General features: G+C 74.5%; 14 protein-coding genes and 1 tRNA gene. 8 read left to right on the top strand and 7 right to left on the bottom strand.

Annotated elements, in window-relative coordinates; genetic code table 11:
* Nucleotides 1–3: 3 nt before the first annotated feature.
* The 4 genes from ACLFMI_RS23395 (at nucleotide 4) to ACLFMI_RS23380 (ending at nucleotide 3,348) form a co-directional block, all read left to right on the top strand.
* Nucleotides 4–666, top strand: a complete 663-nt coding sequence (locus ACLFMI_RS23395; protein ID WP_410950099.1) for a GNAT family N-acetyltransferase — start codon at nucleotides 4–6, stop codon at nucleotides 664–666.
* A 209-nt stretch (nucleotides 667–875) separates the two neighbouring features.
* Nucleotides 876–2,447, top strand: coding sequence for a divisome protein SepX/GlpR (sepX, locus tag ACLFMI_RS23390; RefSeq protein ID WP_410950098.1), 1,572 nt, complete (start codon nucleotides 876–878; stop codon nucleotides 2,445–2,447).
* Between the two features lie 45 nt (nucleotides 2,448–2,492).
* A tRNA-Ala gene (locus ACLFMI_RS23385) sits at nucleotides 2,493–2,568 on the top strand.
* A gap of 159 nt (nucleotides 2,569–2,727) precedes the next feature.
* Complete coding sequence (locus tag ACLFMI_RS23380; protein ID WP_410950097.1) at nucleotides 2,728–3,348, top strand: DUF5701 family protein; 621 nt, start codon at nucleotides 2,728–2,730, stop codon at nucleotides 3,346–3,348.
* Between the two features lie 38 nt (nucleotides 3,349–3,386).
* On the opposite strand, the gene ACLFMI_RS23375 is transcribed toward ACLFMI_RS23380, so the two are convergent.
* From ACLFMI_RS23375 to ACLFMI_RS23360, 4 genes are all read right to left on the bottom strand, one after another.
* On the bottom strand, nucleotides 3,387–4,349 hold the full coding sequence (locus ACLFMI_RS23375) for a CopD family protein (RefSeq protein ID WP_410950096.1): 963 nt from the start codon (nucleotides 4,347–4,349) through the stop codon (nucleotides 3,387–3,389).
* A 7-nt stretch (nucleotides 4,350–4,356) separates the two neighbouring features.
* Nucleotides 4,357–4,584, bottom strand: coding sequence for a hypothetical protein (locus ACLFMI_RS23370; protein WP_410950095.1), 228 nt, complete (start codon nucleotides 4,582–4,584; stop codon nucleotides 4,357–4,359).
* Nucleotides 4,585–4,590: 6 nt separating this feature from the next.
* Nucleotides 4,591–4,911, bottom strand: coding sequence for a copper resistance CopC family protein (locus tag ACLFMI_RS23365; RefSeq protein ID WP_410950094.1), 321 nt, complete (start codon nucleotides 4,909–4,911; stop codon nucleotides 4,591–4,593).
* Nucleotides 4,912–4,976: 65 nt separating this feature from the next.
* On the bottom strand, nucleotides 4,977–6,572 hold the full coding sequence (locus ACLFMI_RS23360; protein WP_410950093.1) for a dolichyl-phosphate-mannose--protein mannosyltransferase: 1,596 nt from the start codon (nucleotides 6,570–6,572) through the stop codon (nucleotides 4,977–4,979).
* Nucleotides 6,573–6,596: 24 nt separating this feature from the next.
* Here ACLFMI_RS23360 and rsmI point away from each other — a divergent pair, with 24 nt between their 5' ends.
* A complete protein-coding gene (gene rsmI, locus ACLFMI_RS23355; protein ID WP_410950092.1) occupies nucleotides 6,597–7,448 on the top strand; it encodes a 16S rRNA (cytidine(1402)-2'-O)-methyltransferase in 852 nt (283 codons plus the stop codon).
* 24 nt (nucleotides 7,449–7,472) lie between these two features.
* On the opposite strand, the gene ACLFMI_RS23350 is transcribed toward rsmI, so the two are convergent.
* Genes ACLFMI_RS23350 through ACLFMI_RS23340 form a run of 3 tightly spaced genes read right to left on the bottom strand, consistent with a single transcriptional unit; the run spans nucleotide 7,473 to nucleotide 9,782 of the window.
* Nucleotides 7,473–8,654, bottom strand: a complete 1,182-nt coding sequence (locus ACLFMI_RS23350; RefSeq protein ID WP_410950091.1) for a cation:proton antiporter — start codon at nucleotides 8,652–8,654, stop codon at nucleotides 7,473–7,475.
* Nucleotides 8,655–8,661: 7 nt separating this feature from the next.
* The gene (locus ACLFMI_RS23345; protein ID WP_410950090.1) at nucleotides 8,662–9,144 is read right to left on the bottom strand and encodes a cation:proton antiporter regulatory subunit; all 483 of its coding nucleotides are present in this window, start codon (nucleotides 9,142–9,144) and stop codon (nucleotides 8,662–8,664) included.
* 44 nt (nucleotides 9,145–9,188) lie between these two features.
* Nucleotides 9,189–9,782, bottom strand: a complete 594-nt coding sequence (locus ACLFMI_RS23340) for a hypothetical protein (protein ID WP_410950089.1) — start codon at nucleotides 9,780–9,782, stop codon at nucleotides 9,189–9,191.
* A gap of 112 nt (nucleotides 9,783–9,894) precedes the next feature.
* Between ACLFMI_RS23340 and metG the strand changes: the two genes are divergently transcribed.
* The 3 genes from metG (at nucleotide 9,895) to ACLFMI_RS23325 (ending at nucleotide 13,716) form a co-directional block, all read left to right on the top strand.
* The gene (metG, locus tag ACLFMI_RS23335; RefSeq protein ID WP_410950088.1) at nucleotides 9,895–11,685 is read left to right on the top strand and encodes a methionine--tRNA ligase; all 1,791 of its coding nucleotides are present in this window, start codon (nucleotides 9,895–9,897) and stop codon (nucleotides 11,683–11,685) included.
* On the top strand, nucleotides 11,682–12,536 hold the full coding sequence (locus ACLFMI_RS23330) for a TatD family hydrolase (protein WP_410950087.1): 855 nt from the start codon (nucleotides 11,682–11,684) through the stop codon (nucleotides 12,534–12,536). The genes metG and ACLFMI_RS23330 overlap by 4 nt, the downstream gene beginning before the upstream one ends.
* Nucleotides 12,537–12,804: 268 nt before the next feature.
* Nucleotides 12,805–13,716: a resuscitation-promoting factor gene (locus tag ACLFMI_RS23325; protein ID WP_410950086.1), complete on the top strand. Its 912-nt coding sequence runs from the start codon at nucleotides 12,805–12,807 to the stop codon at nucleotides 13,714–13,716.
* Nucleotides 13,717–13,725 lie beyond the last annotated feature (9 nt).

The raw sequence follows: 13,725 nt of genomic DNA, 5'->3' as shown, positions 1-13,725 counted from the left end.
GACGTGCCGCCACCGGTCCCGGAGCCGGCCGGGAGCCACCCGGGATGGCCGGCCCGGCTCGGCCCGTTGCGGGTGCGGGACCTCGAGGTGCGGCTGCGCCCGGTCCGGCTGCGCGACGGCGCGGCCTGGGCCCGGATCCGGCAGCGCGACGAGGAGTACCTGCGGCCCTGGGAGCCGACCAGCCACGGCGGCTGGTCGCGCCGGAACTCGACGGCCGAATGGCCGGGTCGCTGGTACCTGCTGCGGACGGCCGGCCGGCGCGGCCTGTCACTGCCGTTCGCGATCACCGTCGACGGTGGGTTCGCCGGGCACGTGATGGTCGGCAACGTGGTCCGCGAGCCACTGCTCTCGGCCTACGTCGGGTACTGGTGCGACTCCGGGCTCGCCGGCCGGGGCGTGACGACCGCGGCGGTCGCGCTGGTGCTCGACCACTGTTTCGGCCCGGTGCGGCTGCATCGGGTGGAGGCGACCGTCCGGCCGGAGAACACCGCGAGCATCGCCGTGCTGGTCAAGCTCGGATTCCGGCGGGAGGGCCTGTTGCGGCGCTACCTCGACGTCGACGGGGCCTGGCGGGACCACTACGGCTACGCGCTGACGGCCGAGGAGGTCCCTCCGGGCGGTTTCGCCGCGAAGCTGATCCGGGACGGTCGCGCGCGCCGCGCCTGATCTGTCACCAAGAGTCACGGTACGCGGCAGGATGTGACTCACCGGAGTCACTCGGGCACCGCTCGTCCCTGGCGGCGCACCGTCTGTCCGGGTGACCACGGCGCGTCGCAGCCGGGGGTGGAGCCGCTCGCCGATTACGGTGATCCACGGTGGGCCGGGTCGGGGCCGTCCCACCGGGTGGACTGCGCCGGTCGGGGAGGAGGCAGCCCGTGCCCAGCTCTCTGATCTTCGTGGGTCTGGTCGTGCTGTGGTTGCTGATCCTCGTGCCGACGGTCGCCCGGCGTCAGCAGGAGGTGACCCGGCTGAGCCCGGCACTGCTGGGCGGACGCGTACTGGAGCGTCCGAAGCGGCATCGAATCCCGGAGGTGGGCGTGATGGAGCGATCCGGTCCGACAACGGTGGGCGAGCTCGTCGAGGGCCGGGACGGCCTTCCCGGGCCTCGCCGCGACGGCGATCGGTACGACGACCGGTCGGCCTTCGATGACGGGTACGACGACGAGTTCGACACCGAGATCGACGACGACGGCCGCGTGCACCGCCGGGCCGGCGACCCGCACGACCTCGACGACGACGAGGCCGATCTCGACGATCTCGACGGGGATGCGGACGACCGGGCTCCGTTCGGAGCGGTTCCCGCCGTGCCCCGCCGTAGCGGCCGGGACGCGGATCGGCTCGACGGGCGGGAGCGCGACCCCCGCCCGGACGAGGGCGATCTCGACTCCCGGGGTACGGGCTCGCGGGGTGCGGACTCCCGGCGGCACTCCGGGGACGGCCACGACGCCTCCGCTTCCGGCTCGGTCTCCGGCCCCGGCTCCGCGTATGACGACGCCGGGTACGAGGACGCCCGCTACGACGGCGAGCTCGAGCAGGACGAGCTCGAACAGGACGAACACGAGCACGACGAACTCGAGCAGGACGAGCTCGAGTACGACGAGCTGGACGACTACGACGAGCTGGACGACTACGACGACGCGTACGACCTCCCGGACGACGAGATGGACGGGCGCGCCGACAGCGGCGCCGACCCGGAGAACCGCTACGGGACCGCCCCGGAGGCCGAGAGCTCCCCGCCGACCCGCTACCGGCCCGGCCGCGGCGGGTTCGACCCGGAGGCCGCCGCCGCGGCCGCGCACGCCAAGTACGCGTTCCGGCAGCGGGTGGTGCTCGCCCTGCTCGTGTTGGTCCTCGCCGGTATCGGGGTCGCGTTGCTGGTGGCGCCGGTGTTCTGGTGGGTCACCGGGGGCCTGGCCGTCGCGCTCGCCGGCTACCTGACCTACCTGCGCCGCCAGGTGCGGATCGAGGAGTCCATCCGGGCCCGGCGTGCCGCCCGGCTGGCCCGTGGCGGCCGGTCGACCGACGACCGGCTCCGGGACGGGCCCGACCACGCCGTCGACCCCGTCCCGGCGCCCGACGCCTCCGGTGTCCGCGACACGCCCGCCCGCCCGCACGACGCCGACGACACCGAGGGCCCGGATGCGACCCACGGGGCGGAGCCCGCCGGCACCGACGGGGCCGCCGACGAGGTCGAGGTCGACTGGACCGCCGACGACGGCGAGCCGACCCGGGTGCGCGGCACCGGGGAGCCGCTGGGGGTGCTGCCGGCCCGCCGCCGCACCGTCGAAGGGCCCTCCTGCACCGAGCACGAGTCGTCCCTGCCGCGGCTCGCGGTGGCCCCGCCGCCCCCGGTCCCGGCCGGGACGTCACTGGTCGACGTGGACGCCGAGGAGGATGTCGACGCTTCCCACCTGCCGGGCGCCCACCGGCCTGCGGCGGGTGAATAGGGGTCTGTTAGTGTTCTCCAGGTCAGCCCGCGAGGGCGTGACCGCGGGGCTGTAGCGCAGTTGGTAGCGCGTCTCGTTCGCATCGAGAAGGTCAGGGGTTCGATTCCCCTCAGCTCCACCACACACGACGAAGCCGGGCCGATCGGTCCGGCTTCTTCCGTCTCCGCACCCGCCGCGCCCGGTCGGCACCGCAGGTGCCGTGGACGCGGGGGAACGGTCGGGGAACAGGACGGCCCGCAGCATCGTTGACCCGGCTCCGTCCCTGGAACCGGAGGTCCGCGTGACCGCACCCGCCGTCGTCCTGCCGCCCGTCACCGATCAGGCCGAACGCCTGATCGCACTCGGCGCGACCGGCCCGCTCACCCCGGACGTGGTGCGGACCGGCGCGGCCGCGCTGGCCGACCGGCCGGGCCTGCTCGTCGTCGGCGCGGCACGACCGTCCCGGCTGGCGCCGTTGCTGCGCCGGGGGGAGCGGCCGGGCTTCGTCGTCGAGGACATGACCGACGTCGACGACTTCGCCCCGGTCGTCGAGGTCCCGGACGCGCCGCTCTGGCTGCTCACCGAACCGGACCGCGGCGACGACCTGGCGAGCGCCTCGCCGGCCGAGGCCGAGCTGGAGCTGACCGCCCGCGGCCGCACCCCGATGCTGCTCACCGAGGGGGTCCAGTGGCTCCTGCAGGCCCCGGACGTGCTGGAACGCAACCACTGCTTCATGACGACCGGGTCCCGGCTGCGCAGACCGTCCGGCCGGTTCGACAGCCGCACTCCGGCGGTGTGGATCTCGAACGGCACCGGGCGGGACGGTCGCGCCCGCCGGGACGCCGCCAAGGTCGGCTGGTGCTGGTGGAACAACCGGCACACCTGGCTGGGCTTCGCCTCCGCGGCCGATCGGACCGCCTGACCGATCGGACCGCCTGACCGACCGGACCGCCTGACCGGTCAGGCGGTCCGGGTCAGCGTGGCCGCCACCCCGACGGCGGCGGCCAGCACCAGGATCTCCACCGCGGCCCAGGCCTGCACCGCTGCCCGGCCGGCCCGCAGCCGTCGCCGGGTCAGACCGCCCAGGGCCGCGGCCACCCCCAGCAGGCCGATCTTGGCCAGCAGCAGGGCACCGTAGCCGGTGGTGACCAGCTCGGCGGGCGAGCCGAGTCGGGCCGTCGCCGCGAGCACCCCGGACGCGGCCAGCGCCCCGACCGCCCAGCCGGCCAGCCGGGAGAAGCGGGGCAGCGCCCCGGCGAGCACCGCGCCGTCACGGGCCAGCACCAGGACCGCGCCCAGCCCGCCGACCCACAGCGCGGCCGCGACCACGTGCAGCAGCACACCCGGCACCGCGACGACGGCGTGCGCCGAGGCGGCGGCGTGCCCGGTCACGGCCGGCGCCGCGAGGCCGGTGACCGCCAGCCCCAGCCCCAGGGCCGGTGGCCCGGTGCCCTGTCCCGGCGCGGCCGGCCGGGCCAGCGCGCAGCCGGCCAGCAACACCGCGGCGGCGCCGGCGATCAGCAGGCCGGTGCCGGCGAGCGGCCCGGTGAGGTAACGGACGACGTCGGGCACCCGCACCGCGGCCGGTTCCCGCCCGGCCAGCAGCGCGCCGCGGACGACGGCGTCCAGCAGGAGCAGGGCCGGCCAGGCCGCCGCGGCCCCGATCAGTACCCGGTCGGCCCCCGGCACCCGGCCGGGGGCGAGCAGCGCGGCCAGCGCCGCGCCGGCCGCGGTCAGCGCGGCCAGGTCGGCACCGGCCCGGGTGAGCGTCGCCGCGAGATCGAGCGGGACGGTGCCCGGGCCGAGCCCACCGGTCGCCCCGGCGGCGAGGACCGCCACACCGAGCAGGACCGCGCCCCCACCGACCGGACCGCTCGACGGCTGTCCACGGCGGGTCGGGGACGGGGCGGCGGGACTGCTCACGCGCGGATCAGGACCGGGCGCGGCGCAGGGCGAGCGCCGCGCCCGACCCGATCACGACGACCGCGCCCACCAGCCACGGCCACACCGGGGCACCGCCGCCGTCCCCGGCTCCTGCCCCGTTCGCGGTCCCGGCGTCGGCCGGCGCGGCCGCGGGTGCGGCCTGCGCCGCGCCCGGGCCCGCCGCGGTCAGCGTGAAGGTCACGGTGCCGGCGACCGGGTGGCCGTCGTCGGACACGACCCGCTACTCGAGGGTGTAGGCACCGGCCGGACCGAGCGGGCGCAGCGGGACGGTCAGCGTGCCGGCGTCCCCGGTCGCGGGCCCCGCGGCGTAGTCGGTCCGGTCGGGCCCGGACACGGAGACGGTGGCGCCGGCGGCCGGGACCGCCTCGGAGAAGGTCAGTGCCACCTCCGACGGGGGCTGCGCGAGCGACGCGCCGTCGGCGGGAGTGCTGGACTCCAGCTCGGTGTGCGCCCAGGCCGGGGCGGAGCCGAGCAGCAGGGCCAGCCCACCGGCCAGGACGACGACGATGACCCGGCGGATCGCGGGGAGGGCGGTGCTCACACGACAGTGGTCGCCGGACGGGGCCGTCCGGTTCCCGGCCTCCGGGACCCGGCGCGGACCGCCGCTCAACGCCAGGACGGCAGCCACAGCTCGGCCTGCCAGCGCGCCTGGGTGATCGGGTCGCCGACCAGGATCGGCCACAGCCACACGAAGTTGACCAGGATCAGCGCGACCCAGGCGGACGCCAGGAGCAGCCCGATCCGCCGCCGTCGCTCGGTATGGCCGGTACGACCGAGCAGCTGGCCCATCACCAGCACGGTCGCCAGCACCAGGAACGGTGCCACCGGCATCATGTAGAAGTAGTACATCTGCCGGTCCAGGTTCAGGAACCACGGCAGGAACCCGGCGCCGTAGCCGACCAGCACCGCCACCCAGCGCCAGTCGGCCCGGGTCACCGCCCGCCACAGCCCCCAGGCCAGCACCGGGATCGCCGGCCACCACAGCGCCGGGGTGCCGATCAGCATCACCGCCGACACGCAGTCCGCCTCGCCGCAGCCGCTCGCGTCGTCGGAGTAGCGGTAGAGCATCGGCCGCAGCCCCATCGGCCAGGTCCACGGCTTCGACTCCCAGGGATGCCGGCCCGCGCTGGCGGTGGTCAGTCCGCTGTGGAACTCCAGCGCACGGGCGTGGTAGTACCAGAGCGAGCGCAGTGCGTCCGGCACCCAGGAGAACAGCCCACCGGTGCCGAGCTCCCGGCCGACCTGGTGGCGGTCGATGCCGGTCTCGCTGCCGAACCACGCCCACCAGGACGCGACGTAGGTCAGCACCGGCACGAGCGCGAGCGCCCACAACGCCGGTGCGAGGTCCCGCACGGCGGTCCCGACCCAGGGGCGGGACACCCCGGCCCGGCGGCGCACCGTCACGTCCCAGAGCACGCAGAGCAGCCCGAAGGCGGCGACGTAGTAGGCGCCGTTCCACTTCACGGCACAGGCCAGCCCGACCGAGAGGCCGGCGGCCAGCCGCCACCAGCGCACCCCCCAGCGGGGGCCGAACTCGGTGTCGCCGACCCGGCCCTCGGCGACCACCCGGGCCATCCGGGCACGCACGTCGTCCCGATCGCAGAGCAGCGCGGCGAACGCCGCCACCACGAACAGCGCGCCGAACACGTCGAGCATGCCCATCCGGGACTGCACGTGGGACAGCCCGTCGACGATCAGCAGCGCCCCGGCCAGCCCGCCGAGCGCGGTGGACCGGGTCAGCCGGCGTCCGGCCCGCACCACCAGCAGCACGGTGAGCACCCCGGCCAGCGCGGCCGCGACCCGCCACCCGACGCCGTCGTAGCCGAAGGCGGCCTCGCCGAGCGCGATCAGCTGCTTGCCCAGCGGTGGGTGGACGATCTTCTCGTAGCCCGGGTTGTTCTCGATGCCGCCGTTGCGGACCATCTCCCAGGCCTGGGGTACGTAGTGCTTCTCGTCGAAGACCGGGGTCCCGCGGTCGGTGGGCTCGCCCAGGTTCACCAGCCGCAGCACCGCCGCGACGAGCACGACGCCGGCCGTCACCAGCCAGCCGCGGAGCCGGTCGGACGGCGGCGGGGTACCGAGCCGTGCGGCCGGTCCCGGGTCGGCTCGGCGCAGTGGCGGGGGAGTCCCCCGCGGCGTCAGCCCCGGCTCCGGGGCGGCGCCGGCCACCCGGCTGCCGGAGATCGCGGTGCCCTGGGCCATCGGCACGATCGTAGGCTGGGCCCCGTGTCTCCCGCGTCCGCCTCCGGTGCCCTGGTCCTCGCGGCGACCCCGCTCGGTGATCCGCGGGACGCCTCGCCGCGGCTGCGCGAGCTGATCGGCACCGCGGACGTGATCGCGGCCGAGGACACCCGCCGTTTCCGGACCCTCGCGGCCGCGCTGGAGGTCACCTACGTCGGCAAGGTCGTCAGCCACTACGACGCCGTGGAGGTCGACCGGCTCCCCGGACTGCTCGACGCCGTCCGGGACGGCGGCACGGTGCTCGTGGTGTCCGACGCCGGCATGCCCGCGGTCTCCGATCCCGGATACCGGCTGGTCGCGGCGGCCGCCGCCGAGGGCCTGCCGGTCACCTGCGCGCCCGGCCCGTCCGCGGTGACGACCGCGCTGGTGCTCTCCGGGCTGCCGTGCGAGCGGTTCTGCTTCGAGGGATTCCCGCCGCGCCGCCCCGGCGAGCGGCGGCGCCGGCTGGCGGAGCTGAGCGACGAGCGCCGTGCCGTGGTGTTCTTCGAGTCGCCGCGACGGACCGCGGACCTGCTCGCCGACGCCGTCGCGGTGCTGGGACCGGACCGGCGCGCCGCGGTGTGCCGGGAGCTGACCAAGACCCACGAGCAGGTGGTCCGCGGCACCCTGGCGGAGCTGGCGGACTGGGCCCGTTCGGGTGACGTGCTCGGGGAGGTGACCGTCGTGCTGGCCGGTGCCGCCCCGCGCACCGCGCCGCCGGTGGAGAGCCTGGTCGACGCCGTCCGGGAGCGCACCGACGACGGCGAGCGCCTCAAGGACGCCGTCGCCGCCGTGGCCGAGGCCACCGGCGTGCCCAAGCGCGACCTCTACAACGCCACCCTCGCCGCCCGGGACTGACCGCGCGGTTCCGAGGTGGAGGAGCTATACGGGGGTCGGGGTGCGCGTGCGGGTCGGGATCGCGTGCATGACGGGCTCGATGTAGCGCGCGGCGACCGGACCGAGCACCGCCATGATCAGCACGTACGCCGTGGCCAGCGCGGACAGATCCTCCGGCACCGCCGCGTAGCCGGTGGCGAGCCCGGCGATGACGATCGAGAACTCGCCGCGGGCGACGAGTGCGGCACCGGCGCGGGCCCGGCCCATCCGGCCGATCCGGGCCTGTTTCGCCGCCCACCAGCCGGTCGCGGTCTTCGTGAGAGCGGTGCTCACCGCCAGGACCAGAGCCCACCCGAGTACCGGCGGGATCGCCTGCGGGTCGGTGGTCAGTCCGAACACCACGAAGAAGACCGCCGCGAACAGGTCGCGCAGCGGTTCCAGCATCTTGGTGGCGTTCTCCGCGGTGGAGCCGGAGATCGCGATCCCCAGCAGGAACGCCCCGACGGCCGCGGACACCTGCATGGCCTGCGCGAACCCGGCGACCAGCAGCGCGGCGCCGAGCACCTTGAGCAGGAAGACCTCGCGCACGTCGGAGTCGACGATCGCCGAGACGTAACGCCCGTAACGCAGCGCGACGACGAGCACGACCGCGATCACCAGCAGCGAGACCCCGACTGCGGACAGCCCGCCCCACAGCGTCACGCCGAGCAGTAGCGCGGTGAGGATCGGCAGGTAGAGCGCCATCACCAGGTCCTCGAACACCAGCACCGAGAGGATCACCGGGGTCTCCCGGTTACCCAGCCGGCCCAGGTCGGAGAGGACCTTGGCCACGATCCCGGACGACGAGATGTAGGTGACCCCGCCGAGCACCATCGCCCCGACCGGGCCCCAGCCCAGGATCAGCGCGACCGCGACGCCGGGCGCCGCGTTCAGCACGATGTCGACGATCCCGGCCGTCCAGGAGCGTTTCAGCCCGGTGACCAGCTCTGCCGCCGAATACTCCAGTCCGAGCAGCAGGAGCAGCAGCACGACGCCGATCTCGCCGGCCAGCGAGGTGAAGTCGCCGATGTCGCCGAGCGGGATGATCCCGCCGCTGCCGAAGGCGAGCCCACCGATCAGGTACAGCGGGATCGGGGACAGCCCGATCCGCTGCGCCAGCCGGCCGAGCAACCCGAGGCCGAAGAAGACAGCTCCCAGCTCGAGCAGTTCCAGCGCGACGTGGTCCACGCGCCGCTCAGCCGCGGGTCAGGACGTCGGCGGCCTGTTCCAGCTTCTCGGCGGTCCCGACGGCGAAGACCAGATCCCCTCCGACCAGCACGAAGTCCGGGGTCGGCGAGGGGTGCACCTGCCCGGCCCGCATCACCGCGACCACCGAGACCTGGGTGCGGGTGCGCAGGGCGGTGTCGCCCAGCGGCCGCCCGTCGTAGGCGCTGTTGTGCTTGATCGCCAGCCTGCGGGTGGTGATCCCGGGCAGCTCCGAGTGCTCGTCGTTGAGCTGGTTCACCAGTTGCGGCGCGCCGAGCAGGTTGGCCAGCACCCCGGCCTCCTCCCCGGTCAGCGGCAGCTCGGCGACGCAGGCGTCCGGGTCGTCGGCCCGGGAGAGGATCAGTTCCATCTGCCCGTCCCGGTGGGTGATGACCCCGATCCGGCGCCCGCTGCGCAGCTCGATCTCCTTGCGCACCCCGATCCCGGGAAGCGGCGTCACGTCGACGTTCACCTGTGCAACGGTACGCCCGGCCCGCCGGAGCATGGCCGCAACTCCTAGCGCGTGCTCAGGCAGGCCTCGTAGAGCCGCACCCCGTGCCCCAGGACCTGCTCGCGGTCCACCGGGCTCGCCGGGTCTAGCCAGGCCAGGACCATCTCGGTGAGCCCGCCGATGCAGAAGTGCCCGGCGACGCGCAGGTCGTCCGGCTCGATCCGGGTGTCGGCGTTCTGGCTGACGACCAGCTCGGCAAAGCCGCGGTTCGCGCTGCGTCGCCGCGCGACGAGTTCCGGGTTGCCGACCGCGTCCACCAGCGTGATCACCCGCCGGGGGTCGCGCGCGACGTCGTCGACGATGGCGGTGAGCGCGGCGCGCACCCGGGCCGGCACGGTCGGCGCGGCCTCGCGCACCGCGCTCAGCGTCGCGGCCGCGCGCTCGTCGACGACGTGGTCGAACACCGCACAGGCCAGGTCGGTTCCGGTGCCGAACTCGCCGGTGCCCGTCCCGCCGGTGCCCATCTCGCCGGTGCGCGGCCCGGCCACCCCGGCCCGCTCGGCGGCGGCGACCGGGTCCACGGCCGGCCAGCCGCCGTCCGCCCACTGCTGCAGGGCCGTGTCGAGGAGCGCCTCGCGGTCCCGTTCCACACGGTCCATGGACGCATCATGGCACCGCGCCGGGTTGCGGCGCCGCGAGCGCGGCCGCACCGGCGACACCCGCGCCCGGCCGCCGCGCAACCCGGTCGCACCGGTGAATACGCTGGGCAGCATGAGCAATGCGGTGCTGACCGCCGTGGCGTGGCCCTACGCCAACGGCCCCCGGCACATCGGCCACGTCTCCGGTTTCGGTGTGCCCTCCGACGTCTTCGCCCGGTACCGGCGGATGACGGGGGACCGGGTGCTGATGGTCTCCGGCACCGACGAGCACGGCACCCCGATCCAGGTGCAGGCCGACGCCGAGGGGCTGACCCCGCGCCGGCTCGCGGACAAGTACAACGACGTGATCACCCAGGATCTGCAGGGCCTCGGGCTGAGCTACGACCTGTTCACGCGGACCACGACCTCGAACCACTACGAGGTCGTGCAGCACATGTTCACGGCGCTGTACAAGAACGGCTACATCGTGCCGCGCACCCAGATGGGCGCGATCAGCCCGTCGACCGGGCGCACCCTGCCGGACCGCTACGTCGAGGGCACCTGCCCGATCTGCGGCTACGACGGCGCCCGCGGCGACCAGTGCGACAACTGCGGCAACCAGCTGGACCCGGCCGATCTCAAGAACCCGCGGTCGCGGATCAACGGCGAGACCCCGAAGTTCGTCGAGACCGAGCACTTCTTCCTGGACCTGCCCGCGTTCTCCGACGCGCTCGGGTCGTGGCTGTCGACCCGCACCGACTGGCGGCCGAACGTGCTCAAGTTCTCGGCGAACCTGGCCGAGAACCTCAAGCCGCGGGCGATCACCCGGGACCTGGAGTGGGGCGTTCCGGTGCCGCTGGACGGCTGGTCGGACAACCCGATGAAGAAGATCTACGTCTGGTTCGACGCGGTGATCGGCTACCTCTCGGCGTCGGTCGAGTGGGCCCGCCGCGGACCGGACCCGGACGCCTGGAAGCAGTGGTGGACCGACCCGGACGCCCAGGCGTACTACTTCATGGGCAAGGACAACATCACCTTCCACTCGGTGATGTGGCCGTCGATCCTGCTCGGGCAGAACGGGCAGGGCGACCGCGGCGGCGAGCCGGGCGTCTACGGGAAGCTGAACCTGCCCAGCGAGGTCGTGTCGTCGGAGTACCTGACGATGCTCGGGTCCAAGTTCTCCACCAGCCGCGGCACCGTGATCTACGTCGGTGACTTCCTGCGGGAGTTCGGGCCGGACGCGCTGCGCTACCACATCGCCGTCGCCGGGCCGGAGAACCAGGACGTCGACTTCACCTGGGACGAGTTCGTCCGCCGGATCAACTTCGAGCTGGCCAACGAGTGGGGCAATCTGGTCAACCGGTCGATCTCGATGGCGCACAAGAACGTGGGCGCGATCCCGGAGCCGAGGGCCCCGCAGCAGGCCGACGCCGAGCTGCTGGCCTACTCGAAGGCCGGCTTCGACACCGTGGGCGGGCTGCTCGCCCGCAACCGGTTCAAGCAGGCCGCGGGCGAGGCGATGCGGGTGGTCACCGCGGCCAACCGCTACCTGTCCGACCAGGAGCCGTGGAAGCGCAAGGACGACCCGGAGCGCCGGGACACGATCCTGCACACCGCGCTGCAGGTCGTGCAGGACGCGAACACGCTGCTCACGCCGTTCCTGCCGCACGCCGCGCAGAAGGTGCACGACGCGCTCGGCGGGAGCGGGGTGTGGGCGGCCCAGCCGGAGCGGGAGACCGTCGACGACCTGGGTGAAGGGCCCGCCTACCCGGTGCTGACCGGGGACTACGCGGGCGAGCAGGCGCGCTGGGGCTCCACCCCGGTCGAGGTCGGCCGCCCGCTGGCCAAGCCGTCGCCGATCTTCGCCAAGCTCGCCCCGGAGCTGGGGGAGACGGGTCCGGACTGGGCCCCGATCCCGCAGTGAGCGGGCCGTCCGAGGAGGGCGGCGCGCACGGCCGGCGTCCCCGCCCGGAACCGCCCGAGCCGCTCGCCGCGGCGACGATCGACAGCCACACGCACCTTGACGCCTGCGGGTGCGAGACCGGCGCCGACGTCGTCGCGGCGATGGACCGGGCGGCCGCGGTCGGGGTGGCCGGCGCGGTCACCATCGCCGACGACCTGGACGCCGCGCGGTGGGCGGTCGGTGCCGCGCACGCCGACCCGCGGGTGTGGGCAGCGGTCGCGCTGCACCCGACCCGCACGGCGTCGGTGTCGCAGGCCGACCTCGCCGAGGTCGAGCGGCTGGCCGGCGACGAGCGGGTGGTCGCGGTCGGGGAGACCGGTCTGGACTACTACTGGGAGTACTCGCCGCCGGCCGCCCAGCAGGACGCGTTCCGCTGGCACATCGGGCTCGCCAAGCGCACCGGCAAGCCGCTGATGATCCACGACCGGGACGCGCACGAGGACGTGCTGCGAATCCTGCACGAGGAGGGTGCACCGGAGACGGTGATCTTCCACTGCTTCTCAGGCGATGCCGCGATGGCGCGCGAGTGCGTCGAGTCCGGTTACCTGCTGTCGTTCGCCGGGCCCGTCACCTTCAAGCGCAACGACGAGCTTCGGGCCGCGGCGGCGCTGGTCCCGGCGTCGCAGTACCTGGTGGAGACCGACGCGCCGTTCCTCACCCCGCACCCGCAGCGCGGCCGGGCGGGCGAGCCCTACGTGCTGCCGTGGACCGTCCGCGGGATCGCCGCGACGCGCGGGGAACCGGAGGCCTCGGTCGCCGAAAGTGCCCGGCGCAACGCCGAACGGATCTTCCGGACGGACACAACCGGATAACGCCGCCCGTCGAGCCGGGCGGCGGGGTCGTCGTCACTCGGCGTCGACCATCGGCCGTTCGTCGCCGTGGGTCGTCCCGGGTCCCGACGGCGGGGTCACGGTCCGCTAACGTCTCGGCCCGTACCGCCGGGATGGGAACGCTCCCCGGCCAGGCGGTGACGACGACCGGTCCGCTCCCCAGCAACGGTTTCCGCTCCCCGGTACCGCGCCGGTCGTCGTCACCGCGGGCCACGCTCCCTGCCCGGGCCGTCGAGTCCTCCGGGAAGTCATGATCGACCGCACTGTCCGTGTGTCCCGGGACGCCCCCGGGCGCGCCCTTCCGGCCACCGGGTCCCCCGACCTCCCGGCCGGGCTCGACGAGTCCGACCGCGGCCGGCACCGCACCTCCGGCACCCGTGCCGGGATGCGCACCGCCGCCGCGGCCGCCCTGTTCTCGCTGCCGACCGGCGGCCTCGCCGCCGCGGTGCTGGCCCCGCAGCTGGAGAACGAGCCGCAGGACCTGCGGGCCGATCTCGCGGCGAGCTCAGCCGACCTCGGCAGCGCCTCGATGACGCTGGACCGCGCGCCCGCCTCCTACGCCCCGGTGGCGCCGTCGGCGCCGTCGGCGACCTCGGGCTCGGACATCGTCAACGCGCAGGTCGTGGAGGCGCAGAAGCTGCCGTCGCCGGAGAAGGAGGTGGCGGACCCGACGATGGACGAGGGCACCCGCACCGTCGTCGACCCGGGCCGCGAGGGCGAGCGCAGCGTGATCTGGCGGGTCACCTACGACAAGGGCAAGGAGGTCGGCCGCGAGCGGATCGCCGCCGGCCAGGACACCCCGGCCACCCCGAAGGTCGTGAAGGTCGGAACCAGGAAGAAGGTCGAGGAGACCGAGAAGGCCGCCGAGAAGGCCGTCGAGAAGTCGAAGGCCGAGGCGCCCGCGGTCTCCGGCGGCGCCACCTGGGACAAGCTCGCCGAGTGCGAGTCCGGCGGCGACTGGTCGACCAACTCCGGCAACGGCTACTACGGCGGCCTGCAGTTCGACAAGCAGACCTGGAACGCCTACGGCGGCGACGAGTTCGCCTCGCGCCCGGACCAGGCCAGCCGCGAGGAGCAGATCTCGGTCGCCAACAAGATGAAGGAGGAGCGCGGCGGCTACGGCGCCTGGCCGTCCTGCTCCAGCAAGGTCGGCCTCAGCTGATCCCGCCGC

The sequence above is a fragment of the Pseudonocardia nantongensis genome (genome assembly GCF_046546495.1).
Lineage (GTDB): Bacteria > Actinomycetota > Actinomycetes > Mycobacteriales > Pseudonocardiaceae > Pseudonocardia > Pseudonocardia nantongensis.
Note: the sequence above shows the minus strand (reverse complement) of the source record. Positions and strands in the feature narration are given on the sequence as shown.

Excerpts from the sequence above, each read along its gene's own strand:
- ACLFMI_RS23360 (WP_410950093.1), bottom strand. The coding sequence starts at position 6,572 with ATGGCCCAGGGCACCGCGATCTCCGGCAGCCGGGTGGCCGGCGCCGCC.
- ACLFMI_RS23340 (WP_410950089.1), bottom strand. The coding sequence starts at position 9,782 with ATGGACCGTGTGGAACGGGACCGCGAGGCGCTCCTCGACACGGCCCTG.
- metG (WP_410950088.1), top strand. The coding sequence starts at position 9,895 with ATGAGCAATGCGGTGCTGACCGCCGTGGCGTGGCCCTACGCCAACGGC.
- ACLFMI_RS23325 (WP_410950086.1), top strand. The coding sequence starts at position 12,805 with ATGATCGACCGCACTGTCCGTGTGTCCCGGGACGCCCCCGGGCGCGCC.